General features: G+C 38.6%; 24 protein-coding genes and 1 riboswitch. Of the genes, 14 read left to right on the top strand and 10 right to left on the bottom strand.

Annotated features, from left to right (window positions below; genetic code table 11):
• Positions 1-16 precede the first annotated feature (16 nt).
• The 3 genes from menB to AC3CH7_RS13700 all read left to right on the top strand — a co-directional run bounded on the left by menB (position 17) and on the right by AC3CH7_RS13700 (position 3786).
• On the top strand, positions 17-835 hold the full coding sequence (gene menB / locus AC3CH7_RS13710) for a 1,4-dihydroxy-2-naphthoyl-CoA synthase (protein ID WP_008180343.1): 819 nt from the start codon (positions 17-19) through the stop codon (positions 833-835).
• A 161-nt stretch (positions 836-996) separates the two neighbouring features.
• The gene (locus AC3CH7_RS13705) at positions 997-2421 is read left to right on the top strand and encodes an o-succinylbenzoate--CoA ligase (protein ID WP_036162348.1); all 1425 of its coding nucleotides are present in this window, start codon (positions 997-999) and stop codon (positions 2419-2421) included.
• 141 nt (positions 2422-2562) lie between these two features.
• Positions 2563-3786, top strand: a complete 1224-nt coding sequence (locus AC3CH7_RS13700) for a transglutaminase domain-containing protein (RefSeq protein WP_051563301.1) — start codon at positions 2563-2565, stop codon at positions 3784-3786.
• Here the strand turns inward: AC3CH7_RS13700 and AC3CH7_RS13695 are convergent.
• From AC3CH7_RS13695 to ytzI, 4 genes are all read right to left on the bottom strand, one after another.
• Positions 3731-4756 carry a metal ABC transporter solute-binding protein, Zn/Mn family gene (locus tag AC3CH7_RS13695; protein ID WP_207889384.1) on the bottom strand — a complete coding sequence of 342 codons (1026 nt, stop codon included), beginning with the start codon at positions 4754-4756 and terminating at the stop codon, positions 3731-3733. The two genes, AC3CH7_RS13700 and AC3CH7_RS13695, sit on opposite strands and share 56 nt — an antisense overlap.
• Before the next feature lie 108 nt (positions 4757-4864).
• Entirely contained in the window at positions 4865-5098 is a 234-nt protein-coding gene (gene yidD / locus AC3CH7_RS13690) for a membrane protein insertion efficiency factor YidD (protein ID WP_008180348.1), read from the bottom strand.
• A complete protein-coding gene (locus AC3CH7_RS13685; protein WP_171821096.1) occupies positions 5095-5256 on the bottom strand; it encodes a hypothetical protein in 162 nt (53 codons plus the stop codon). The genes yidD and AC3CH7_RS13685 overlap by 4 nt, the downstream gene beginning before the upstream one ends.
• A gap of 51 nt (positions 5257-5307) precedes the next feature.
• On the bottom strand, positions 5308-5454 hold the full coding sequence (gene ytzI, locus AC3CH7_RS13680) for a YtzI protein (RefSeq protein WP_099805798.1): 147 nt from the start codon (positions 5452-5454) through the stop codon (positions 5308-5310).
• Positions 5455-5591: 137 nt separating this feature from the next.
• On the opposite strand from ytzI, the gene AC3CH7_RS13675 reads away from it, so the two are divergent.
• On the top strand, positions 5592-5909 hold the full coding sequence (locus tag AC3CH7_RS13675; RefSeq protein WP_012295756.1) for a hypothetical protein: 318 nt from the start codon (positions 5592-5594) through the stop codon (positions 5907-5909).
• A gap of 80 nt (positions 5910-5989) precedes the next feature.
• Here AC3CH7_RS13675 and AC3CH7_RS13670 read toward each other — a convergent pair whose 3' ends face one another.
• The 4 genes from AC3CH7_RS13670 to AC3CH7_RS13655 form a co-directional block, all read right to left on the bottom strand.
• On the bottom strand, positions 5990-6661 hold the full coding sequence (locus AC3CH7_RS13670; RefSeq protein ID WP_036164707.1) for an AroM family protein: 672 nt from the start codon (positions 6659-6661) through the stop codon (positions 5990-5992).
• Positions 6634-7809: an amidohydrolase gene (locus AC3CH7_RS13665; protein ID WP_012295754.1), complete on the bottom strand. Its 1176-nt coding sequence runs from the start codon at positions 7807-7809 to the stop codon at positions 6634-6636. Before AC3CH7_RS13665 ends, AC3CH7_RS13670 begins: the two co-directional genes overlap by 28 nt.
• The gene (locus AC3CH7_RS13660; protein ID WP_031416451.1) at positions 7806-8876 is read right to left on the bottom strand and encodes an amidohydrolase family protein; all 1071 of its coding nucleotides are present in this window, start codon (positions 8874-8876) and stop codon (positions 7806-7808) included. The genes AC3CH7_RS13665 and AC3CH7_RS13660 overlap by 4 nt, the downstream gene beginning before the upstream one ends.
• Before the next feature lie 63 nt (positions 8877-8939).
• On the bottom strand, positions 8940-10541 hold the full coding sequence (locus AC3CH7_RS13655) for an ABC transporter substrate-binding protein (protein WP_036164704.1): 1602 nt from the start codon (positions 10539-10541) through the stop codon (positions 8940-8942).
• Positions 10542-10758: 217 nt separating this feature from the next.
• Here AC3CH7_RS13655 and AC3CH7_RS13650 point away from each other — a divergent pair, with 217 nt between their 5' ends.
• From AC3CH7_RS13650 to AC3CH7_RS13605, 10 genes are all read left to right on the top strand, one after another.
• A complete protein-coding gene (locus AC3CH7_RS13650; protein WP_012295751.1) occupies positions 10759-11721 on the top strand; it encodes an ABC transporter permease in 963 nt (320 codons plus the stop codon).
• Positions 11722-11723: 2 nt separating this feature from the next.
• A complete protein-coding gene (locus AC3CH7_RS13645; protein ID WP_036164701.1) occupies positions 11724-12590 on the top strand; it encodes an ABC transporter permease in 867 nt (288 codons plus the stop codon).
• Between the two features lie 17 nt (positions 12591-12607).
• A complete protein-coding gene (locus AC3CH7_RS13640) occupies positions 12608-13630 on the top strand; it encodes an ABC transporter ATP-binding protein (RefSeq protein WP_031416448.1) in 1023 nt (340 codons plus the stop codon).
• On the top strand, positions 13614-14621 hold the full coding sequence (locus tag AC3CH7_RS13635) for an ABC transporter ATP-binding protein (RefSeq protein ID WP_031416447.1): 1008 nt from the start codon (positions 13614-13616) through the stop codon (positions 14619-14621). The genes AC3CH7_RS13640 and AC3CH7_RS13635 overlap by 17 nt, the downstream gene beginning before the upstream one ends.
• A 61-nt stretch (positions 14622-14682) precedes the next feature.
• On the top strand, positions 14683-15636 hold the full coding sequence (locus AC3CH7_RS13630; RefSeq protein ID WP_036162340.1) for a DUF1177 domain-containing protein: 954 nt from the start codon (positions 14683-14685) through the stop codon (positions 15634-15636).
• Positions 15629-16897: a M20 family metallopeptidase gene (locus tag AC3CH7_RS13625; RefSeq protein ID WP_012295746.1), complete on the top strand. Its 1269-nt coding sequence runs from the start codon at positions 15629-15631 to the stop codon at positions 16895-16897. The genes AC3CH7_RS13630 and AC3CH7_RS13625 overlap by 8 nt, the downstream gene beginning before the upstream one ends.
• 134 nt (positions 16898-17031) lie before the next feature.
• A complete protein-coding gene (locus tag AC3CH7_RS13620; protein WP_031416445.1) occupies positions 17032-17793 on the top strand; it encodes an IclR family transcriptional regulator in 762 nt (253 codons plus the stop codon).
• Positions 17794-17804: 11 nt separating this feature from the next.
• On the top strand, positions 17805-18728 hold the full coding sequence (locus tag AC3CH7_RS13615; protein ID WP_012295744.1) for an aminopeptidase: 924 nt from the start codon (positions 17805-17807) through the stop codon (positions 18726-18728).
• A 241-nt stretch (positions 18729-18969) separates the two neighbouring features.
• Positions 18970-19431 (top strand): NUDIX domain-containing protein, encoded by a 462-nt coding sequence (locus AC3CH7_RS13610; protein ID WP_031416444.1) that lies wholly within the window; start codon positions 18970-18972, stop codon positions 19429-19431.
• Complete coding sequence (locus AC3CH7_RS13605) at positions 19421-20197, top strand: alpha/beta hydrolase family protein (protein ID WP_012295742.1); 777 nt, start codon at positions 19421-19423, stop codon at positions 20195-20197. The genes AC3CH7_RS13610 and AC3CH7_RS13605 overlap by 11 nt, the downstream gene beginning before the upstream one ends.
• 80 nt (positions 20198-20277) lie before the next feature.
• On the opposite strand, the gene AC3CH7_RS13600 is transcribed toward AC3CH7_RS13605, so the two are convergent.
• Complete coding sequence (locus tag AC3CH7_RS13600) at positions 20278-21234, bottom strand: alpha/beta hydrolase (protein ID WP_012295741.1); 957 nt, start codon at positions 21232-21234, stop codon at positions 20278-20280.
• Positions 21235-21318: 84 nt separating this feature from the next.
• Complete coding sequence (gene pckA, locus AC3CH7_RS13595; RefSeq protein WP_012295740.1) at positions 21319-22905, bottom strand: phosphoenolpyruvate carboxykinase (ATP); 1587 nt, start codon at positions 22903-22905, stop codon at positions 21319-21321.
• A 391-nt stretch (positions 22906-23296) separates the two neighbouring features.
• A riboswitch (SAM riboswitch) is annotated at positions 23297-23415 on the top strand.
• The last annotated feature ends 110 nt before the right edge of the window (positions 23416-23525 follow it).

Here is a 23525-nt window from a genome sequence, read left to right as displayed (position 1 = left end):
TATAGGAGGCAATTCAATGACACGTCAATGGACTTCATTACATACTTATGAAGATATTAAGTATGAGTTCTATAACGGAATCGCAAAAATTACGATTAATCGTCCAGAAGTGCGTAATGCATTCCGCCCAAAAACGGTTATGGAAATGATTGATGCATTTTCACGTGCACGCGATGATAAAAATATCGGTGTAATTATTTTAACAGGTGAAGGTGAACATGCCTTCTGCTCAGGCGGAGATCAAAAAGTTCGCGGACATGGTGGCTATGTAGGAGACGATGAAATCCCACGTCTAAACGTTCTTGATTTACAACGTTTAATCCGTGTAATCCCAAAACCTGTCGTGGCAATGGTTGCAGGCTATGCAATTGGTGGAGGACACGTATTACATGTTGTTTGTGATTTAACTATTGCTGCTGACAACGCTCGCTTTGGACAAACAGGTCCAAAAGTAGGTTCATTTGATGCTGGTTACGGCTCAGGCTATCTTGCTCGTATTATTGGACATAAAAAAGCTCGTGAAATTTGGTACCTTTGCCGTCAATACGATGCACAGCAAGCACTTGATATGGGCTTAGTTAATACAGTGGTTCCTTATGACCAATTAGAAGATGAAACTGTTCAATGGTGTGAAGAAATGCTACAAATGTCACCAACTGCATTGCGCTTCTTAAAAGCAGCGATGAACGCAGATACAGATGGCTTAGCAGGTCTTCAACAAATGGCTGGTGACGCTACTCTTCTTTACTACACAACAGATGAAGCAAAAGAAGGTCGCGACGCTTTCAAAGAAAAACGTCAACCAGACTTTGGCCAATTCCCAAGATTCCCTTGATTTAGTTAGGGTGTAAGGCTCGTATCTTTTTGGATACGAGCTTTTTTGTATGCCTGGGAAAGAGGATAGAAGCAAAATACTAACGTTTAAAAGCAAATGTAACATGAATAGACAAGCGATAGGGTAAAGCGTTAAGATGTAGGGTGATTGGAGTGACAAATATGTATCCGAATTGGATTATACAGCGAGCCTATTTAACACCGTTACGTAAGGCATTAACTTATAAAGAACAAAGTTGGACTTTTCAAGAGTTGAATGATTTATCTATCAAGCGTGCCCGCCAATTAGTAGGACTAGGTATACAGCAGGGAGATCGGATTGCCATTATGGGTCCAAGTAAACCTGAGCTTGTAATTACCATGTACGCTTGTATGCATCTGCAATGTGAGATGGTTATGCTAAATCGTAGGTTGTCACAGGATGAACTTAGTTACCAAATGACGGACTCTGAGGCAGTTGCCGTATTGATTGCAGATGAGGATGTAAATAAGTTGCCTGCAAATATGGCTCATTATTTATTTTCAACGATTGAAAAGGTTGAGGAAGGTGCATTCGATATAACAAAGGAATGGCCTTTGGAACAAACAACAACGATTATGTATACATCTGGGACAACAGGCTTTCCAAAGGGCGTCCGTCAAACGGTAGGCAACCATCAGGCTAGTGCAACGGCCTCGGTTTTAAATATTGGTCTACAGACTGATGATGTTTGGCTTTGTGCTGTACCATTATTCCATATTAGTGGATTTTCGATATTAGTGCGTTCGCTGTTATATGGCAATCAAGTCTATTTATATGATCATTTTGATGTAGACGCTATTACGCATCATATTATGAAGGGTGAAGTAACACATATGTCAGTTGTAGCTGTGACGTTGGAAAGAATCTTACATACGTTGGAGCAACACAACGCTAAAGCTTCCTCGCGTTTTAAATTAATGCTTGCTGGTGGAGGACCGGTGCCAGCTGATTACTTAGCGAGAGCACATACGTTAAACTTGGCTGTAGCTCAAACGTATGGTATGACAGAAACCTCCTCACAAACAGCTACATTAGCAAGTGAGGATGCGATACGGAAAATTGGCTCTGCCGGGAAGCCTTTATTTTTTAATCAAATCAAAATTGTAGAGCCAAACGCACAAGGAGAAGGAGAAATTTGCATTAGAGGGCCCCATGTTACACCTGGATATATCGGCCGTTTTGCACAAAAAAGCGCCACGCGAGATGGCTGGTTGCATACCGGAGATATTGGTTATCTAGATGAAGAAGGCTATTTATTTGTCATAGATCGCAGAGCAGATTTGATAATTTCTGGTGGAGAAAATATATATCCCGCAGAAATAGAGAATGTTCTGCTTATGCATCCAGCTGTTAAGGAGGCGGGCGTATGTGGTGCCGATGATAAGCAATGGGGACAAGTACCAGTTGCCTTTGTTGTGTTAAATAAACAAGCATCAGTCGAACAATTACAAGCCTTCTGTCGACAGAAGCTGGCTAAATATAAATTGCCAAAAGAAATTATTATTACAAACAGTCTTCCACGAAACGGAGCTAATAAGCTGCTTAGACGTAAATTACTACAATAAAATAAATGTAAAAAGAAGCCCATTGAACGCTAGGCTTCTTTTTATTTTGTAAATTATTGAACTTTTAGCATGAAATTAATCATTCATTAACATAATAAAAAAAGAGAGGCATAAACTATTTAGTAAAGGAGAATGACTCATATGAGGAAATATATATATAATGCTGTCATTATATTATTTGTTCTACAAATGAGTCATGTGCAAGTTTTTGCAAACTATGAAAAAGATGATGTAGCAACTGCTCATTCAATTCAAACACTACAATCTCTCATTAATAAAGAAGTTATGCAGCTATCAACGGAATTCTCTATTTACTATACTGGTGACATATCTGATATTAAAGATGAACTAACAGACATTACGAAAGGTGCGATTCAAAACTCTTATATTTATACTAATATTTCTAGCTTTAAATGGAAGTATGATGGTTATAACCATAAAATTGCGATTGCTTTTACGTTTACCTATCATCTTTCACCAAGTGAAGAAGCATTTGTCGAGCAAACATTGACGGATATTATTGCACCTATGCAAGGATTAAGTGACCTACAAAAATTACAGGCTGCACATGATTTTATTGTTCTAACTGCGGAATATTCCAAGGAAACGGAAGGAAGTCAATATTCCCCTTACACGCTACTGACGGAAAATAAGGGAGTCTGCCAGGCATATGCATTAGTGCTTTATCGAATGCTAGAATTGCTGGGTTTTGAGGTGCAATATGTCCCTGGAAAAGTGGGCGAACAGCTTCATGCCTGGGTATTAGTGAAAGTTGATCATAATTGGTATCACATCGATGTGACATGGGATGATCCGTTACCTGATCGGAAAGGGGAAGTACGTTATCAATATTTCCTAGTGTCGGATCGGCAATTATCACAGGACCATACCTGGGATTATGCAAGCTTCCCGGCTGCAACAAGCGAAAACTATTCAGACTTGCAGGAAGTAACTAAAAGACAAAGTGTAACAACCCCTTTGCATGAAGGTTTCAACCCAAATAAGGGGATGTCTATAATGGGTGAAAATAGGCTGGCTATCAAACCATTCATGGAGATGCCTACAAAACTTGTCTCACAAAATCAAAATGATTCAAACACTATAGTTCCGTTTGACTTTAATGAATGGGCAACGATTTTAGTAGAAAGTATGGTGGCTTTCCTAGTGCCTCATTCAAAAGATTTCCATGTGCCCAAAACAAATAAGCGGTTCTTGTCTATTGAGCGAACAGAAAAACGAATGCCGCAAGAAAAATACGTCATAATAAAGGAGGTGTCCCATCCATTTTCGGGGCACCTCCTTCTTTCAATTATTGATTGCTTAAAGCCTTATCTAAAGTTTGAATATTTTTCTTCATCAATGTGAAGTAAGTTTCTTTATTTTTTTCATCGTCTGTCGTTAATACACTTAAATTATGCAATATAAGTGATTTCGCACCGACTTCTTTTTGAATAACCTCTGCTAATTTAGAGGAAACATTTTGTTCAAATAAAATATGGTGAATATGCAATTCATTGGCTTTATCAACAATCATTGTTAGTTCTTTTTGTGAAGGTTCATTTTGAGAATTTAAGCCAGCAATAGGTATTTGTGTTAGCCCATATTGACCTGCAATATAGCCGAATGCTGCATGAGATACAAAAAATGTTTTATTTTGTGCTTGATCAGCCATTACTTTAAATTCCTGATCTAAATCCTGTAACTCTTTTACCAATGCTTCGTAATTTTGAGTAAAAGTAGCTTCTTGAGCAGGCATTTTTTCTACTAATGCATTTTTAATAGCAAGTGCTAAATCTTCACTAATTGTTGGAGATAGCCAAACATGAGGATCGATATCGCCATGCTCATGGTCGTCATGTCCATGTTCTTCTTCTGCATGATCGTGATCTTCCTCGGTTGCAGCATGATCATGTTCATGATGATCATCTTCAGCATGAACATGGCCTGTGCTAATAGCTAATTTTTCATCTGAAACTTTATCAGCAGTTGCCACCATTGTGACATCTTCATTGGCTAAAGTCTTTTTAGCATTTTCAACAAAGCCCTCAAGCCCTAAGCCAATATAGAAAAAGATATTGGCATCTGCTAATTTCATCATATCCTTTTGTGTTGGTTCAAAGGTATGTTCATTAGCACCAGCCGGATAAATAGAAGAGACATCCACAAAGTCACCCCCAATACGCTGTGCAAAATAGCTTAAAGGATAAACAGTTGTATAAATTGTTAATTTATCCGTCTCATTAGAAGACTTTTGGGAAGTTGATGATTGGTCTCCGCAAGCAGCGGTAAACAGGGCAAGAACTGTGACTAGCAATAATACATAAACTTTTTTCATATAATATAATCCCTTTCTTAAATAGTAACCATTACGATTTATTTTTTAGAACAGTTATTATAATAACGCACAACTTCAAAAAGTACAAGAAAAAATGACCTCCGAAAATTAATTCTTTTTCGAAGGCCATTTTTCTGGCACTGGATCAAAGCCACCAGGATGAAATGGATGGCATTTGGATATACGTGTGATGGTTAAAATAAATCCTTTTAGCGCCCCATGCTTTTGAAAAGCTTCGAGGCCATAAGAAGAACATGTGGGATGAAAACGACAAGTAGGTGGCGTCATAGGTGAAATGTATTTTCTGTAAAACTTAATGAGCCAAATAAAGGGATACTTCATCGTTGTTCTTCCTCTTGTTGCGATGTAATTTGCTCTGGCTTTGCATCAATTGTTTGCGTAAAGATATGATTTTTTTTCTTGATAATGAAAATGACAGAAAGACCAAACATTAACATCATCATAGCAATCATAACGATAATTGGTAATGGCACACCCATTGCTTTCACTCCAAATTCAATTAATAAAATTTATAAATCATGAATGACCTACTAGTTTTCCTTTTGATGATAGCTTTGTTTCGGTTTTTCATCAACGGTATGTTTAAAGGCATAGGCACGGTTGACACTGATAACTGTCGCAATAGTGATAATAATAACGATGATGATTGCGACGATTAAGAGCGTAGTTAAACTCATCATACTCACTCCGTTCTTTGTTCATCATACTTATTATAAGTTATATGGACATTTTAATTGTGAAGGAAGTTTGACATTCCAGGGAATAAAACAACACCTTTCTCTCCATACTATGGGAAAAGGAGTGAATCGTAAAGATGGATCGTCAACGTGTATATTTTTCACTTGCCAATAGAACCTATTATACCAATCCTTATGCAGGACCTTGGAATTTTGAACTCAATGTGGATCGACAAGCATTAGATGTTTTTGAGAAAATTTTTCAGCAAATGCAGTTGTTGGAGATCTCCAATGCATGGCGTGCTCAGTTACCGTACATTCAATATCATTTAGATAGAGAAAATGATGAAATCGATTTAAGATTGATGAAAATTTATGCACTAGTTCATGAGTATGGAGATGAGGAAACCAAGGCGTTTGTAGAGCAGTTACCTTATTTTAACAAGCGTGTCTAACGGGGAAATTTCAGCTTAGGTTGATTTTCACTTTGAGTGTCGCCACTCTCAGTGAAAATCAATCACCTCAGTAGAGGGTATTAACATATTGCCTTTAATATAGTAAAAACAGCTTCACGTGGGACGATTATAGGTATATTTAGCTGATGTTTAATCATATTTTTCATAGGTGTGGAATAGCCCATACAATCAAGAATGAGCAGATCAGCGCCATCGGATTCTAATTGCTGTGCCTTTGCTAATAAATCATGTGCATTAAAGCGGTAGGGTGAACTTGCAGAGTAGTTCACATCAAAATGAGCTTTTTGCCATTTTTCTGCAACCGTTATTTGTTGCTCAGGCTCCGGACCTATTAAACCAATTGCTAATTCCGTATGAAGACCCTTCACTAAGTTAGTCATCATTCTATCCGGAAGCAAAAGATTTTTAACGGATAGTTTATTGGCAAAATCGCCTGTACACATCAGCAAAATCCAAGTAAAGTCTTGGAGATCATGAAGGCATTGCTGAATATAGGGCATGAGCTTCGCTTTACTTAACCGTACCTGCTGACTATTTGCCAGGAGAGTCACTAAAACATCAGTTTCTTCCTGTGAGGGAGAAAGGGCAGCGATTTCAGATGGTGAAAGCGAATCAAGGACACCAAATTCATGAACATGTAGACCCCCATGTCTTAATTGCTGAATATCCTCCGCCATATCCTTGCGAGGGGCTTGACCGATAGTTACAATGGCAATTTTTGAGTTTTCCATGGTGCTTCCTCCGCTTCGAAATATTTTTCTCCGTTTACATAAGTTTGTAGGACCTTCGCTTCGGTTTCAAAAATAGGGTGTGACCAAACAACAAAATCAGCATCCTTACCTTTCTCAAGACTACCAATTCGATGATCAAGCTGTACGAGCTTAGCTGCATGTATAGTAATGCTTTTTAAGGCTGTTTGTTCATCTAATCCATAACGTATTGCTTCAGAGGCACAATACTTTAAGTACTGAATCGGTACAAAGGGATGATCCGTCATGATAGCAAAAGGAATATTATGCTCTTTAAATATGGCAGCAATCGCTGGTGAAGAATGACGTGTTTCATATTTAGATGGGGTTAACATATAGGGACCAAGCGTTGCATGGTATCCACTATTTTTTACTGCATCAACTATCAGATAGCCTTCTGTACAATGCTCTAAATGGAGCTTCACATTAAATTCCTTGGCAATTCGTATAGCGGTCATTATATCATCTGCTCTATGGCAGTGAAGACGAAGCGGCATTTCACCACGGAGTACCTCAATAAATGGACGTAATTCAGAATTTTGTTGTACTTTTTCAGCTTGTTCCTGTTCATTCAGCAGGCTAGCTCGTTGGAAGCCATCACGTAGTAGCTGAGCAATCGCCATACGGGTCATTGGCTTTCGTTTATATTGAATACCAAAGACGTTCTTTGGGTTTTCCCCTAATGCCCCTTTTAATCCACTTCGTTCTACTAAGACGCGAGAAGCAAGGGTAGGACCCGCTGTTTTCAGGATACTCCAAATGCCACCAATAACATTGGCACTTCCCGGACCAGTTTGTACAGTTGTCACACCACCTGCAAGTGCATGCTGGAAGGAGAAATGGCGAATATCAACACTGTCTAAAGCATGCATAAGCGGTGTAAAAGGCTCGCTATATTCATTAGCATCATTAATATCTTCGGTTACTTCAGCCCATGTTCCAACATGTGCATGGATATCTATTAATCCTGGTGTGACATATGCTCCCTGTAGATCGATTAAGTGCGCATGAGGGGGGATATCTTTGGCTGGCCCTACATAAACAATGCGTCCATCTTCAACCCATAGCTGTTCAAAAACATCATTTTGTTCATTAACTGTGAGAAACGTTGCATGATGATAAATGTTCATTTTGACATACCTTCTTCCGTTGCATAAACTTTTTTCCCTTTAATAAAAGTTGCGATAACCTGTGCATCTAAATTTAATGGATGCTTATCCCATATCACAAAATCAGCATAAAGGCCATCACGAATAGCCCCTATTTTATCGTCAATGCCAAGGAAATTAGCAGCTCCTGTTGTTAATGTATAGAGAACATCCGAGCGGGACATACCTTCTCGAACAGCTAAACACCCTTCTAATGTTAGATGGGATGTGCTACTAACAGGGTGATCTGTACAAAAAACAAATGGTATTGTTTGAGTGAATAGCTGAGGATAAAGCTTTGGTGACAGCTCCAGCATCTCATTATGCTCAATATAACGGAATGTCGGGCCAGCAATAACGGTATGGAAACCTGTCTCCTTAAGAAGAGGAATTTCCGTGCCATGAATAATATGAAAGTCAAAATCGTTAGTAAATTCTTGTTGTAGTCGATGAATTAGTTCAATATCGACAGCTTTATGCGCCCGCACAACAATCTTATGGATGGAGGGCTCCTGCTGTTGAATTTGTTGGAGTGTGTCCCTTAAGATTTTAGCGATACCCATGCGAGTCAGTGGCTTTCTCTTTTCAGCAAAAAATGTACTTTTTGCCTGGTGTCCAATAGAAAAGGAATAAGCGACATCTTTTACAATAACCATATCATCTACAGTTGTATGTGTATGATGAATGATTGCCGTTTTGGCCCCAATTAAGCTTTTAGCGGAGGGAACAATATGAGATGCTGTAACCCCATGTGAGACAGACTTTTGAAAGGCTACATCAAACGGGTAAATGCCATCAATAACAGAATATTGTAAGTGTGAATCAAATTCATAGCTATCATCACCTTCCCAACGAATCCCAATTTCTGCTAAACCAATTTGTGAACAACTATCGATTAGGCCAGGCGTAATATAATAGCCATCTAAATTTATTTCATTTTCTGCAGTATGTGTTGCTGGTTTGAAATATTCCCCTTGCACTTGGAACGACTGTTTATCAAAGCTACGAGTGTCAGAGTTAAATACAAGCCCATTGATGTATCGAGTCATCGGATCAAATCTCTCCTTATGAAGAGAAAAGCGGAGACAAGAATCTCCACTTTTCTAGTTAAGTTATTTTGAAATGGATACGTTTGTGCCGTTTGGATGCACAATTTGAACAGAGTTATCAGCAGAAACCTCAAAGCCATGTACATTTTTATTTACGCCTGCAACAGTTTGAGTTGCTTCTAATTCGATACGAGGAACATCCGTTAGTATAAGTTTTAATGCCTCTTGGTATAATTTTGCTCGCTCTTCTTGTACGACTGTTTCGGATACAGCGCGCTCTAATAATTTATCAACCTCTGGATTGCTGTAGCCTTTACCATTACCCAACGCTCCGATTTGATTTGTGTGGAATAATTGGTAGAGGAAGAAATATGGATCTGGATACCAAGTCCAACCACCAATATTCATTGGAGCATTTCCTTTTGCAACTGTATCACTGTAAGTACCCCATTCCAGTACTTTAATTTCAACATCTATATTTAAATTTTTCTTCAACTGACTTTGGAAAATCGTTGCATAAGGGACACGCGCCTCTGATACGTAAATCTCAGTTTTAAAGCCATCAGCATAGCCCGCATCTGCTAATAATTTTTTAGCTTCTTCAGGGTTATATTTCGGTACCATATCGACTAAGGATTTATCATAGCCCCAAGAGCCTGGAGGTAATGGTAAATAAGAGACATCACCGCCACCCCATTGGTTAACACCAGAAATGATTTCCTCAACATTTGTTGCCATATAAATGGCTTCACGTACACGTTTATCGGCAGTTGGACCTACCTTATTGTTAAGATCCAGATAAACAATGGATAATCCAGGATTTGTTAAGAGCTCAAGATTACTATCTTGATTGATAATTTCTCGGTTTTGGCCTTTTACGTCCATCGCAATATCAATATCACCTGAACGTAATGCATTGGTCATCATATTTTGATCAGAGATAAATTTCATTGTTAAATGGTCGAGATGTGGCTTGTCTCCCCAGTAATTTTCATGGCGTACCAGTTTTACTTCTTGGTCTTTTTTCCATTCTGTTAACTGGAATGGACCAGTACCGACGAAATGCTCAGAAAATTTATCGCCCCAGCCCTCAATCTCTTCTTTTGGAATAATCATATTACCAGCATCTGTTAGCATAGCAAGTAGGGCAGCATTAGGAGTAGCTAAGTGAATCTCTACTTCATAATTAGACAGTACCTTAACCTCTGTCACACCACTAAGGCGATTCATAGCTGATTCTTTAGCGGAACGTTCTAATGAATATTTCACGTCTTCAGCTGTCATCTCACGACCATCTTGGTATTGCCCCTTTTGGAATTTTACACCTTCACGTAATTTGAAGGTATAGACTAACATATCATCTGATACTTTCCATTCCGTTGCTAAAGATGGAATGATATCTGACAGATCTTTGTTATAAACAACTAAAGTATCACCCATTTGACGCATAACCTGTGATTCATAAACCCCAGTATATTTGATTGGGTCAAACGTTTTGGCATTCGCTGAAAGACCAACATTTAATGAGCCTCCAGAAGTAACTTCTCCATCTTTTCCATCTGATGAATTATTTTTTTCTGTATTCCCACCACAAGCAGCTAAAACAGCAATCATTAAAGTTAAAAAGAAAAGTAGGAAAGATTTTTTTACGTTTATTTTCTTCATCCGTGCTAGCCTCCTTTATTTTGTTTCACAATATGAACCGTTGATTCAAAAGATAGTAGGTTCGAAATAAAAGTAGCACATTTGTAAACAGGAAGTAAATATAAAATTAAAAAAATTCAGAAAAAATATATTTACAAACAATTGTCGCTAGGTGTAGTATTTAGTTATTCACAATATGAACCACTGATTCTAATAATGAAAAGGAGGTCTTTGTAGGATGGGTTCATTTATTTTAAGAAGGTTAGTAAACCTTATTCCCACACTGTTAGTAGTTGGTATCATCGTATTTATTATTACGCGAATGATTCCAGGTGACCCAGCTTCTGTCATGCTTGGTCCCCAGGCTAGTGTGGAAGATGTAGAGAATTTAAGGGAAGAGCTGGGGTTGAATAAGTCAATGCCTTCACAATTTATATCATATGTAGGTGATTTAGCTCGGCTGAATTTGGGCTATTCCTATTCTTATAGCGAGTCTGTTTTGGGGCTTATTATCGAAAGATTCCCAAATACAGTTGTACTGGCACTAGCAGCCTTATTAATAGCTGTTGTAATAGGAATCCCAGCAGGTATATTGGCAGCTAGAAAACAAAATACAATAATTGATTATGTTGTCATGCTTGTGTCACTAGTAGGAGTATCCATGCCAATTTTTTGGTTGGGGATCATGCTTGTTTTATTCTTTAGTGTCAATCTTGGCTGGTTCCCTGCGACTGGGATGGGGAATATGAGTGAAGGTTTCTGGCCTTATTTGAAGCATTTAATTTTGCCTGCCTTTGCTTTAGCAACAATTCCGATGGCCACATTCGCGCGTATTACACGTTCGAGTATGTTAGAGGTTATTTCACAAGATTATATTAAAACAGCACGTTCTAAAGGTATTAAAGAATATTTGGTTATTGGTAAGCATGCCTTTAAAAATGCTTTAACGCCAATCTTAACAGTACTAGGTATGCAAATTTCTAATTTACTAGGTGGTGCCGTTTTAACAGAAACAATTTTTAGCTGGCCTGGGATGGGTCGACTGATTGTAGATGCAATAGATAAACGTGACTTTGTCGTTGTACAAGGTACAGTTATTTTCATTGCCTTTATTTTTGTACTAATTAATTTGATTGTTGATGTGCTGTATAAGGTTGTGAATCCAAAGGTCAATCTTGAATCGAATGGAGGGAAGAAATAACAATGACTCAAGCAGTTGTCAATGAAACTAGAAAAAGAAATACATTGTTGCGAAAGTTGCTTAAAAATAAATTAGCAACAATTGGGTTAGTGATTGTATCCTTGATGGCCATTGTTGCTATCTTCGCTCCGTTAATTGCAACCCACCCACCAAATGAAATGACTGTTGGTAAATCATTTCTACCCATGAATACCGAAGGACATTGGCTTGGAACTGATAACTATGGTCGAGATTTGTTTAGTCGTTTAGTTTATGGAACTCGAATATCTATGATTGTTGGGATTGCAGCAGTGTTATTTGGTGCTGTGTTTGGTACATTACTTGGTCTTGTGGCGGGATATTTTGGGGGTCGTAGTGACTCTATTATTATGCGTACGATGGATGGCCTTTTCGCCTTTCCATTCATTTTATTAGCTATTACACTTATGACGGTATTAGGACAAGGGCTTGTCAATGTTATTGTCGCCATTGGTATAGCCAATATCCCAGGGTTTGCTAGGCTTGTTCGTGGTCAGGTTTTAAGTGTTAAAGAAGAAGAGTTTATTGAGGTGACGCATTCCTTAGGGGCTACACATTCACGAATTATTTTTAGTCATATACTACCCAACTGTTTAGCTCCATTGATTGTCTATGGAACGATGAGTACAGCAGGAGCTATTATTTCGGAGGCTGCGCTTAGCTTTTTAGGGTTAGGGGTACAACCTCCAACAGCTTCATGGGGGAGCATTTTAAAGGATGGTAAAGACTTTTTAGTATTAAATCCTCAAATGGCGACATTCTCAGGTATCTGTATTTTATTAACAGTCCTTGGAATAAACCTTTTAGGGGATGGATTACGTGATGCATTAGATCCGAAAATGAAAGTTTAATGAAAGGGGGTGGCGTCATGACTGAACGTTTACTAGATGTAGAAAACTTGACAGTAGAATTTAAAAGTGGCGGCTCTACAATGAAAGCTGTTAATGGAGTTAATTTACAATTGAATAAGAAGGAAACACTAGGAATAGTTGGCGAGTCTGGATCAGGGAAAAGTGTTACTGCCACTGCTCTCATGCGTTTGATTCCCTCTCCGCCAGGAAAAATAACGAACGGAGCCATCCATTTTAATGGACGCGATTTAATGGGGGTTTCAGAAAAGGAAATGCGAAATGTCCGAGGCAATGAAATGTCGATGATTTTTCAAGACCCTATTACCAGTTTGAATCCCGTTTTAACAGTGGGCAATCAAATTTTAGAAGTAATCCAAGCTCATGAACGCTTATCCAAGAAGGATGCAGCAATAAAAGCTGTTGATATGCTGAAAATGGTTGGTATTCCAGAGCCAGAAAAGCGTTTGAAAATGTACCCTCATGAATTTTCAGGTGGGATGCGTCAACGTGTCATGATTGCTATTGCGCTTGCTTGTAATCCACAGTTACTTATTGCTGATGAACCAACTACAGCATTGGATGTAACTGTGCAGGCTCAAATTCTTGATTTGATGAAAAAATTACAGCTAGAACATGATACGGCCATTATTATGATTACGCATGATTTAGGTGTAGTTTGGGAGCTTTGTGACAAAGTGAATGTCATGTATGCAGGTCGTACTGTGGAGTCAACTACGACAAGACAGCTCTATGAAAAGCCTTTACACCCCTATACTTGGGGATTATTAGAGTCGCAGATTACGATGGGGACACATGGACAGCAAAGGTTGCCGGCCATCCCAGGAAGTCCACCCGATTTAACAATGCCGCATAGTGGTTGTCATTTTGCAGCTCGCTGCCCATTAGCAACGGATATATGCCGTAGTACAATACCCGATTTAGTGGAAGTCCAGGACAATCATTTTGTAGCCTGCCATTTGCAATCAAAAGGTCAAATTGTCGCAAGGAAGGTGGGGGTTTTTCATGCAACAGCCCAATGAATTGATCTTAAAGGTAAATAATTTAAAAAAGCATTTTCCTATTAAAAGCTCAATTCCTTTTAAAAAGTCCACCCAATTTGTGAAAGCAGTAGATGGGGTAAGCTTTGAATTATTTAAAGGAGAAACACTTGGGATTGTGGGTGAATCAGGCTGTGGGAAATCGACGGTTGCTCGTTTAATCAACCAGTTAATATCACCAACCGAGGGCATTGTTGAGTTTAAGGGAACCGATTTAGCAAGCTTAAATACGAAGGATATCCGCTCTGCACGAAAATCTATACAAATGGTTTTCCAAAATCCCTATGCATCATTAGATCCTCGTAAAACGATTGAATATTTAATTGCTGAACCATTAGTGATACATGGTATAGGCGATGAATCATCACGTAAAAAGCGTGTCATGGAACTACTTGAAACAGTAGGATTGAGTGCTTATCATGCAAAGCGCTATCCCCATGAGTTTTCAGGTGGACAAAGACAGCGCATCAATATTGCACGGGCGCTTGCTCTCCAACCAGATATTGTTGTGTGTGATGAACCTGTATCCGCCTTAGATGTATCTGTACAGGCACAGGTAATCAATCTATTAAAAGATTTACAGAAGGATTTTGGTTTAACCTATATTTTTATTTCACATGATCTCAATGTTGTAAATTATATGTGTGATCGCATTGCTGTGATGTATTTAGGCAAAATTGTTGAAATGGGCACATATAAGGAAATTTATGATAATCCTCAACACCCATATACACAGGCTTTGTTATCGGCCATTCCTAAGGAAAATCCTTTTGATACAAAGGAAAGAATTATTTTAACAGGGGATGTTCCTAGTCCTGTGAATCCTCCGAGTGGCTGTGCTTTCCATAAACGTTGTCGTTTTGCCACAGACAAATGTGCAAAAGAGCAACCCATACTCGATACGGTGTCAGTAACCCATCAAGTATCATGCCATTTATGGAAAGCTATTCAGCAAGAAGAATCTACAATATAGATGAGTAGCTTACGAATCGTAATGAATAAAATTTTTAGATAGAAAAAGGAGCGGACTAATTATGTCATTGAAGTATGTTATGGAGTTATACGAGGTAATGGATAGTATGTATGTAAATGGTGAGGTGATTAAAGAATATTTACACACTATTAATCCAACAGCAGATGTAGTAGTAAAAACCATTAAAGGTGAAAGTGGATCAACCGATTTTGTCCGCGTTCTAGTGCAAGGAAAAAGTGGAAAATCCTCAGGTGGCCATGCACCTACATTAGGTATCATCGGTCGCTTAGGAGGTATTGGGGCACGCCCTGAAATGACGGGCTTTGTATCGGATGGAGATGGTGCACTAGCCTGTATGGCCGGCGCAGCAAAAGCAATTGATATGGCATTAAAGGGTGACCAGTTAGAGGGAGATGTAATTTTCTCCACTCATATTTGTCCAACTGCACCCACTTTACCACATGAGCCAGTGCCATTTATGAATTCTCCCGTCGATATTAGCGTCATGAACGAGAATGAAGTGGAAGAATCAATGGATGCTATTCTTTCGATTGATACAACAAAAGGTAATCAAGTATGTAACCATAAAGGATTTGCCATTACACCGACGGTTAAAGAAGGTTACATATTAAAAATTAGTGATGATTTGCTGCAAATCTACACGCAATCAGCCGGTATTGCACCTGTTGTACTGCCATTGACAATGCAAGACATTACCCCATATGGGAATGGCCTATTCCATATCAATAGTATTTTACAACCCGCTGTGGCAACATCAAGTCCCGTTGTAGGTGTAGCGATTACAACTGAATCTATTGTGGCAGGCTGTGCAACAGGTGCAACACATGTTACAGACGTAGAGAGTGTTGTTCGATTTGTCTTAGAAGTAGCGAAAACGTATGGTGCTCATAAATGTTCGTTCTTTGATGAAAAGCAGTTTACACATATGAAGAATTTATACGGTAGCATGAAGCATTTACAAACTAAAGGAAATGAGGTGCAAGCACATGAATGACTTACATGCTCTAAAAATGAAATTAGTAGATGAAGTAGAAAATCATCAAGCAGAGTTAATTGATTTTTGTTCGAAACTCATTCAAATTCCAAGTGTTAATCCCCCAGGAGATACGACTGAGATAACAGCCTTTATCGAGCGCTATCTAAATGATGTAGGCATTGTTTACCAAAAATATGAAGCTACTGATAAAATGTTTAACTTAGTAGCTTCTATTGGAAAGGATGAAGGCAAAGAACTAATTTATTGTGGGCATACAGATGTCGTGCCTGTTGGAGATTTATCTAAATGGGATTTTAATCCTTTCTCTGGAGAAGTGAAGGATGGTTGGATGCTTGGTCGTGGTGCAAGCGATATGAAGGCGGGTTTAGCAGGTATTATTTTTGCAACAAAATTACTCAAGAAATTGAATATTGAATTGCCAGGAAAATTAACATTAGCAATTGTACCTGATGAAGAAACTGGTGGAGAATATGGTGTTCCTTGGTTGTTGGAGCGTGGTTTAATAAAAGGCGATGGATGTTTAATTGCAGAGCCTTCATCTCCATTAAATCCGACAATAGGGCAAAAAGGGTCCTTCTGGTTTGAATTAGAGGTGCATGGGGAACCAGGACATGGAAGCTTATCCCCTTTAGCAGGTCGTAATGCAATTAATGATGCAATCCGTGCTATTCAAGAAATTCGCACACTATGGGACATGAATATTGTCATTCCTGAGGAAGTACAGTCACTAATAGAAGTATCGAAAAAATACATGCGTGAAGTGGAGAAAGACCGCCTGAAATATCAAGAAGTACTAGAGAAAATTACTGTAAATATTGGTACAATTGAGGGGGGGACGAAATCCAACGTTATCCCAGATTATTGTAAGGTACAGGTCGATTGTCGCTTACCATTCGGTATTACACAAGAAGAAGTAACAGAAATCTTGAAGAATAAATTAGATGCCTTAGACATTGAGTATTCGATCAGACGTTTTGGTTTCAAAAGTGTAGCCAATTATACCCCAGCTGAAAATCCTGTTTGCCAATCGATTGTGGAAAATATTTCATTTGTAACAGGGTTAGAAGCTTATGGTGTCATGCAATGGGCAAGCAGTGATGCTCGACATTTCAGACAGTATGATATTCCGGTTTTACAATATGGGCCAGCCTATTTACCAAGTATTCACGGGTATAATGAAAAAGTGCGTGTTGAGGATATCGTACGCTGTGCAAAAGTATATATTACTGCTGCTATTGATTTCCTCTATCAAAAGTAAGAGATTAGCTACTCTCTTACTTTTGCTAAAGTGATGTCAGGTGCTTATGGCTGTTAAATCTTTCAATTAATTCCCCCTTAAGAGAGAGATTTACAGCCGGTTGTACAGATAAATAGATCAAAAGGATGAGAGATATGCTAAAGACGTTAAATTTATCAATTGAGGTTTTAAAAATGTTTACAAAGGAAAAGCCGGTGTGGGGTGGTCGAGAGTTAGCGATGGCGATGAATATGAATCATACAAATTTATATCGCATTCTTGAAACATTTGAGAATAATGGGTTTATTACAAAAGATCCTGTAACCAAAAAGTACTCCTTGGGTATTGCATTATGGGAAATTGGTATGAATATGTATGATTCATTAAACATAGATCAGCTATGTATGCCTATTCTTGATAACTTAAAGGATGTTACTGGTGAAACCGCTATATTTACAGTTTTGAATGGGTTGGAAGCTTTAACTTTATTAAAAGCAGAGCCTGTGAATAAGGTGAAATTTACTGTTTCAAGAGGAAGTAGATCTCCGCTTTATGTAGGTGCTTCCTACCGTTCGATGCTTGCTTTCCTAAGTGAAGAGCAAATTTCTAAGGTTATTGATGAACCACTAACTGCCTATACAACGAATACGATGACGAATGCAAATGACATACGATTAGAGCTTGAAAAAATTCGTAGTTGTGGCTATGCGATAAGTAACAGTGAATATTCCGTCGATGTATTGGCACTTGCTATGCCTATTTTTAATAGTGACAAAAAGGTCGTAGCTTCTATTACTGTTTCTGGTCCCATCTACCGATTTACAGAACAACGGGTACCAGAATTTTTAGGGCCTTTAACAGAGGCTAGAAATGAAATAGAAGGAATCATTCGTAGATATCATTTAAATTTTAATTAAGGAGTACTATTATGCAGCATTTACATGATATTGCACTGAAGGTATTAAAAGATCATTTAAATGTTCAATCGTCAGAAACGCTTTTAATTTTGACAGATGTTCAAAAGCAAGACTTAGCAACCATCTTTTATAAGGCTGGGCTAACAATAACAGCTAATACAATGTTTATGGTTATGCCGTTATTAGAAAAATCAGGGCAGGAGCCTATTCAAGCAGTTTCATCGCTTATGGCAAATGCTGATGTCTCACTTTGTTTGACCGCTCACTCCTTAACACATACAGTAGCATGCAAAAATGCCTGTGAAAAAGGTGGACGTGTAGCGACAATGCCCGGTATTTCATGGGAAATGCTTGAACAAGGTGCGCTTCATGCGGATGCGCAAGAGATTGAGGAAATGGTAGAAAAGTATGTCCAGCTGCTCGATATGGCGGCAGAAACTCGAATTGTCAAAGATGGTCATGAGCTAATATTTAGTATTGCAAACCGTTTAGGCATTCGTTCAACTGGCGTTATTCGCCAAGCAGGAGAGCATGGTAATATACCCTCGGGTGAATCCTATATTGCGCCGATAGAAACATCTGCAAATGGGGAAATTTTAGTGGATGGTTCGATTGCTAATATTGGTGTCTTAAAGGAACCATTATTATTGAAAATTTCAAACGGACGATTAATAGAAGCTATTGGTCCGGATGGTCCTCGATTGCTGGAGTTACTTGGGGAAGGGAATGGTCGAATCATTGCAGAGTTCGGCATTGGAGCTAATAAAAGTGCCATTTTATGTGGAAATGTACTGGAAGATGAAAAAGTCTATGGGACAATCCATATCGCATTTGGTAGCAATACGCCATTTGGTGGAGCAAATGCAGCGGATGTCCATATTGATTGTGTAGTAAAAAATCCGATTGTTTATTTCGATGGTGAACGAGTAATGTAATGAAAAGCGTGACTTCATAAGAAGCACGCTTTTTTGCTTGCTTGACCTATATTTAGAGTTGCTTGTTTCTGTATGATTACACTATAGTTAAATTAGATAAGCTAGAGGAAATTGAATGATTTGCACCTAGTGGAAATGCATGGCTAGCAAAGCAGAAATGATAAATTCAATACGCCTATAAGTGTAGGCAATGAAAAAATAACTTCTGTTATTCAGCATGAAAGAACGTGAGGTTGAAGATATGTTAACATTTACAGATTTACATGGCCTGCGCGTAGATTTGAGTTTTACGAGAGGTGAGTTTGACGTAGAACCCAAACACGTCCTTGTTTTTTTAAAGCACCAAAATAAGTGGCTATGTACTATTCATAAAAGACGTGGTGTCGAGGTGCCAGGGGGCAAACTGGAGAAAGGTGAAACGCTAGAGGATGCAGCCATAAGGGAAGTGTATGAAGAAACGGGTGTCCGTGTGAAAAATCTTCAATGGTTTGCAGAATATGCGGTTCATGACGACAGCTTATTTTGTAAAACGGTTTTTACAGCACAATTTGCTGGGCAGGAGGACATTGAATTTGATTTAGAAACATCCGGTATGCTGTGGTTAACTGATGAGGAATTTGCCCATCATCCAAACTTAAGCTTTCATATGAAGGATGAGGGAATGGAGAAAATGCTGGAGGAGCTGAAAAGACGTGACAAATAATGGTGATATCGTTGAAAAGCGTGCATATCCTTCACCCAATCCAGCAATACGGTTAACAGAAATCACTTATATATCACAGGGCTTGCGAATAAAAGGACTTTTAGCAGAGCCGAAGACTGAAGGTACATATGATGGCTTTTTATATTTAAGAGGGGGTATGCAAAGCATTGGCATGGTAAGGCCCTCGCGTATTGCCCAATTTGCCGCTCAAGGTTTTATCGTCTTTGCACCTTATTATCGTGGGAATAGAGGTGGCGAAGGCAAGGATGAGTTTGCAGGGGCAGACCGTTATGATGCTGTTTATGCTGTCGATGTACTGAAGCAATTTTGCAACGACAATATACATGTTTTTGGCTTTTCGCGTGGAGGTATCATGGCTCTATGGACAGCTATTTTACGAAGGGATATTACTTCCGTTGTGACATGGGCTGGAGTCTCTGATGCAACGGCCACTTACTGGGAACGTACAGATATGCGACGGATGATGAAGCGCGTTATCGGAGGAACACCCAACCGTGTACCGGAAGCCTATGATGCTCGTACACCTTTATTCGAAGTTGAGCATATAACAGCCCCAGTGTTAATTATTCATGGCTATCAGGATGAGAATGTGGATATAGAGCATGCTAGACAGCTGGCATTTTTTTTAGAGGATGCTCATAAAACATACGAAACATGGTATGACCTTCATTATGCACATCAATACCCACCAGCTAAAAATCGTGAAACCGTTCGTGCTCTTTGTGAATGGATGAAGCAACATTAGAAAATGAAAAAATTAATGCCCCTTCCTTTACATAGCTATCATCTGGAGATGAATAGTATTCTAAAGGAAGGGGCGTTTAATTATTTTGTATAAGTTTCCAAGAATTGTTGAATCGTTTCCCAATAGAGCTCGCCTGCTAAGCTTTCCGCACCACCGTGACCAGCCCCTTCGACCATTAACTTTTGTTTCGGTACATTTGCTGCTTCATATACGTCATCCAACATGGTCGAAGGAACAAAAGTATCGTTGTCTCCATGAATAAACAGCATAGGGGTTTTCGATTTTGCCACTTGATCAACAGCACTAGCTTCTGCTAGTGTATAGCCTGCTTTTAGTTTAGTTACGACCGAAGAGAATTGCATAATTGGGAAAGAAGGTAAGTGAAAGATGGCTTGTAACTGATAGGAAAATTCATCCCATACGGAAGAATACCCGCAATCCTCAATAATTGCCTTTACATTTGAGGGCAAATCCTCGCCTGAAGCCATCATGACAGTGGCTCCTCCCATCGAAACCCCAAATAGAACGATTTCAGCATCTTCATTCATATTTACAATGTCGTCAATCCATGAAATTACATCAAAACGATCATGCCACCCCATGCCGATATAATCACCTTCACTTTGACCATGTCCTCTTGCATCGGGAATGAGTACATGATAGCCCATATCATAAAATTGTTTAGCATACTTAGTCATTTGTGTACCATCACTTGAATAGCCATGAAAGATAATTGCCCATTTGTCTGTGGGATGGCTGTTTTGGATAGAGTATGCATGTAGCTTAAGGGAATCAAAGGATGGAATTGACTTCTCCTCAGAATGCTTGTTAAACCACTGCTCACGTGCCTCTTTCTCTCGAGCTTCATCTGAATTGCTATCGATTAGATTGTGGGGGGCATCTAGAACTGCTGTTTTATCAGTATCAGGATTTAATGCCAGATTATAAAAGTAGTTGCCTGCAAAAAAACCAGCACCAATAATTAATGCCAATAATATAGTAATTAATGCTACTAGTAATTTGTATTTTCTTTTCATATGTATCTCCTATATTAGCTTCTGTTTATGTATGGGAAAGAAAAAGAGAACGAATCATATCGTTCCCTTTTCTTGTTCTAGTTGTTATTTTAATGGACCACCAAGTGTAGTAATGGCTTCCGAAACGTTTGCAAATTTCTTGAAGTTTTCGTTGAATAAGCCTGCAAGTTCAGCAGCTTTAGCATCGTATGCAGCTTTATCTGCCCATGCTTCACGAGGATTTAACACTTGCGAAGGTACACCTTCAACTGCTGTTGGGATGTGTAAGCCAAAGACAGCATCTTGTGTCGTTTCAACATTTGTTAATTTACCATCGATAGCTGCACGTACCATTGTACGTGTATAAGAAAGCTTCATACGGCTACCAGTACCATATTCGCCACCAGTCCAACCAGTGTTCACTAGGTATACTTGTGCGCCATGTTCATCAATTTTTTGACCTAACATTTCTGCATACACTGTTGCAGGAAGTGGAAGGAATGGAGAACCGAAGCAAGTAGAGAATACTGGTTCTGGCTCTGTTACACCACGTTCAGTTCCAGCAAGTTTTGAAGTGAAACCACTTAAGAAGTGATACATAGCTTGCTCTTTTGTTAATTTGCTGATAGGAGGTAATACGCCAAACGCATCAGCTGTTAGGAAGATGATTGTTTTTGGATGACCTGCTACAGATGGATCAACAATATTTTCGATGTATTGGATTGGATAAGCTACACGTGTATTTTCTGTTAATGAGCCATCATCATAGTCACAAATACGAGTTTCTGGATCAACAGCTACGTTTTCTAAAACAGAACCGAAGCGGATTGCATTGTAGATTTCTGGTTCTTTCTCAGCAGAAAGGTTGATCGTTTTTGCATAGCAACCCCCCTCAATGTTGAATACTCCATTATCAGACCAACCATGTTCATCGTCACCGATTAGCTTACGGTCTGGATCAGCGGATAATGTCGTTTTACCAGTACCAGATAAACCGAAGAATAATGCTACATCGCCAGCTTCACCAACGTTTGCTGAACAGTGCATAGAAAGGATTCCTTGTTGTGGTAATAAGTAGTTCATAATTCCGAAAATAGATTTTTTCATTTCACCAGCATATTCAGTACCACCAATTAAGATAATTTTCTTTTCAAGTGATACAATGATGAATGTTTCAGAAGCAGTACCGTCAACCGCAGGATCTGCTTTAAAGTTAGGAGCTGAGATGACAGTGAAGTCTGCAACATGCGAAGCTAATTCTTCTTTAGTCGGACGGATAAATAATTGATGAGCGAAAAGGTTGTGCCAAGCGTATTCATTAATCACTTGGATGCTTAATTGTGAATCTTTGTCAGCACCAGCAAAACCTTTGAATACGAATAATTCATCACGTTCTTTTAAATATTTTATTACTTTTACATACAGATTATCGAACACTTCAGAGGAAATTGGTTGATTGACTTTACCCCAGTCAATTTGATCTTTTGTGCTTTCTTCTTCTACTGTATATTTATCTTTAGGTGAACGACCAGTGTATTTGCCAGTTTCTGCACGAACTGCGCCATCTACTGTTAACATTGCCTCACCACGAGAAGTAGCTTTTTCTGCTAATTGTGGTACTGAAAGTTGAACATTAATGTTACCGCCGTTTAATAATTCCTTCAGTTCGTTTGCAATTTCTACTGAATTCATCGATTAAATACCATCCTTTTTTATAGTATTCCCTTGGTTTAGAGGGATTTTTTCTTAATTTCAAAAATAGTATAACACAATGGGTTAAATAATCTATACTAATTAAGAAATTATTTTAGAGTTTTTATTACTTTTCAATAAACTGACAAAAAATAATGTTTTTCGAGTAGAAAACATTCAATGCTACAGTAAATTGTCTAAAATTTGAGCCACACATATGTTACCACAAGAAGCTAGGTATGTTGTAGGGATTAAATTTCTTCTATTTACATCATCACCCAAGTATGAAAATTTTATGGTGATAATTTTGTTCTTCCTTTCTATACAGTAATACATAAGAAAATATTTGACAACGATTGACCTTTTCAGTAACATGAAAATTGAACGGATACTCTTATCCCGAGCTGGTGGAGGGTCAGGCCCTGTGAAACCCGGCAACCTGCATGTATTATTTCACAACATGCGTTGGTGCCAACCTGATGCAAGGGAAAATCCCTTGAACGATAAGAGTGAAAGGTAACGAAGTCATTATTCCTTTCCTCATGTATAGTAACGTGAGAAAAGGATTTTTTTATTGTTAAAAATTAATGTAAAGGTAAGTATATGTAGTTCTTTCCTTA

The sequence above is a fragment of the Lysinibacillus sp. F12 genome, assembly GCF_057773605.1.
This window is presented reverse-complemented; position numbering and strand designations above follow the sequence as displayed.

Excerpts from the sequence above, each read along its gene's own strand:
- menB (WP_008180343.1), top strand. The coding sequence starts at position 17 with ATGACACGTCAATGGACTTCATTACATACTTATGAAGATATTAAGTAT.
- AC3CH7_RS13705 (WP_036162348.1), top strand. The coding sequence starts at position 997 with ATGTATCCGAATTGGATTATACAGCGAGCCTATTTAACACCGTTACGT.
- AC3CH7_RS13700 (WP_051563301.1), top strand. The coding sequence starts at position 2,563 with ATGAGGAAATATATATATAATGCTGTCATTATATTATTTGTTCTACAA.
- AC3CH7_RS13695 (WP_207889384.1), bottom strand. The coding sequence starts at position 4,756 with ATGAAAAAAGTTTATGTATTATTGCTAGTCACAGTTCTTGCCCTGTTT.
- yidD (WP_008180348.1), bottom strand. The coding sequence starts at position 5,098 with ATGAAGTATCCCTTTATTTGGCTCATTAAGTTTTACAGAAAATACATT.
- AC3CH7_RS13685 (WP_171821096.1), bottom strand. The coding sequence starts at position 5,256 with ATGGGTGTGCCATTACCAATTATCGTTATGATTGCTATGATGATGTTA.
- ytzI (WP_099805798.1), bottom strand. The coding sequence starts at position 5,454 with ATGAGTTTAACTACGCTCTTAATCGTCGCAATCATCATCGTTATTATT.
- AC3CH7_RS13675 (WP_012295756.1), top strand. The coding sequence starts at position 5,592 with ATGGATCGTCAACGTGTATATTTTTCACTTGCCAATAGAACCTATTAT.
- AC3CH7_RS13670 (WP_036164707.1), bottom strand. The coding sequence starts at position 6,661 with ATGGAAAACTCAAAAATTGCCATTGTAACTATCGGTCAAGCCCCTCGC.
- AC3CH7_RS13665 (WP_012295754.1), bottom strand. The coding sequence starts at position 7,809 with ATGAACATTTATCATCATGCAACGTTTCTCACAGTTAATGAACAAAAT.
- AC3CH7_RS13660 (WP_031416451.1), bottom strand. The coding sequence starts at position 8,876 with ATGACTCGATACATCAATGGGCTTGTATTTAACTCTGACACTCGTAGC.
- AC3CH7_RS13655 (WP_036164704.1), bottom strand. The coding sequence starts at position 10,541 with ATGAAGAAAATAAACGTAAAAAAATCTTTCCTACTTTTCTTTTTAACT.
- AC3CH7_RS13650 (WP_012295751.1), top strand. The coding sequence starts at position 10,759 with ATGGGTTCATTTATTTTAAGAAGGTTAGTAAACCTTATTCCCACACTG.
- AC3CH7_RS13645 (WP_036164701.1), top strand. The coding sequence starts at position 11,724 with ATGACTCAAGCAGTTGTCAATGAAACTAGAAAAAGAAATACATTGTTG.
- AC3CH7_RS13640 (WP_031416448.1), top strand. The coding sequence starts at position 12,608 with ATGACTGAACGTTTACTAGATGTAGAAAACTTGACAGTAGAATTTAAA.
- AC3CH7_RS13635 (WP_031416447.1), top strand. The coding sequence starts at position 13,614 with ATGCAACAGCCCAATGAATTGATCTTAAAGGTAAATAATTTAAAAAAG.
- AC3CH7_RS13630 (WP_036162340.1), top strand. The coding sequence starts at position 14,683 with ATGTCATTGAAGTATGTTATGGAGTTATACGAGGTAATGGATAGTATG.
- AC3CH7_RS13625 (WP_012295746.1), top strand. The coding sequence starts at position 15,629 with ATGAATGACTTACATGCTCTAAAAATGAAATTAGTAGATGAAGTAGAA.
- AC3CH7_RS13620 (WP_031416445.1), top strand. The coding sequence starts at position 17,032 with ATGCTAAAGACGTTAAATTTATCAATTGAGGTTTTAAAAATGTTTACA.
- AC3CH7_RS13615 (WP_012295744.1), top strand. The coding sequence starts at position 17,805 with ATGCAGCATTTACATGATATTGCACTGAAGGTATTAAAAGATCATTTA.
- AC3CH7_RS13610 (WP_031416444.1), top strand. The coding sequence starts at position 18,970 with ATGTTAACATTTACAGATTTACATGGCCTGCGCGTAGATTTGAGTTTT.
- AC3CH7_RS13600 (WP_012295741.1), bottom strand. The coding sequence starts at position 21,234 with ATGAAAAGAAAATACAAATTACTAGTAGCATTAATTACTATATTATTG.
- pckA (WP_012295740.1), bottom strand. The coding sequence starts at position 22,905 with ATGAATTCAGTAGAAATTGCAAACGAACTGAAGGAATTATTAAACGGC.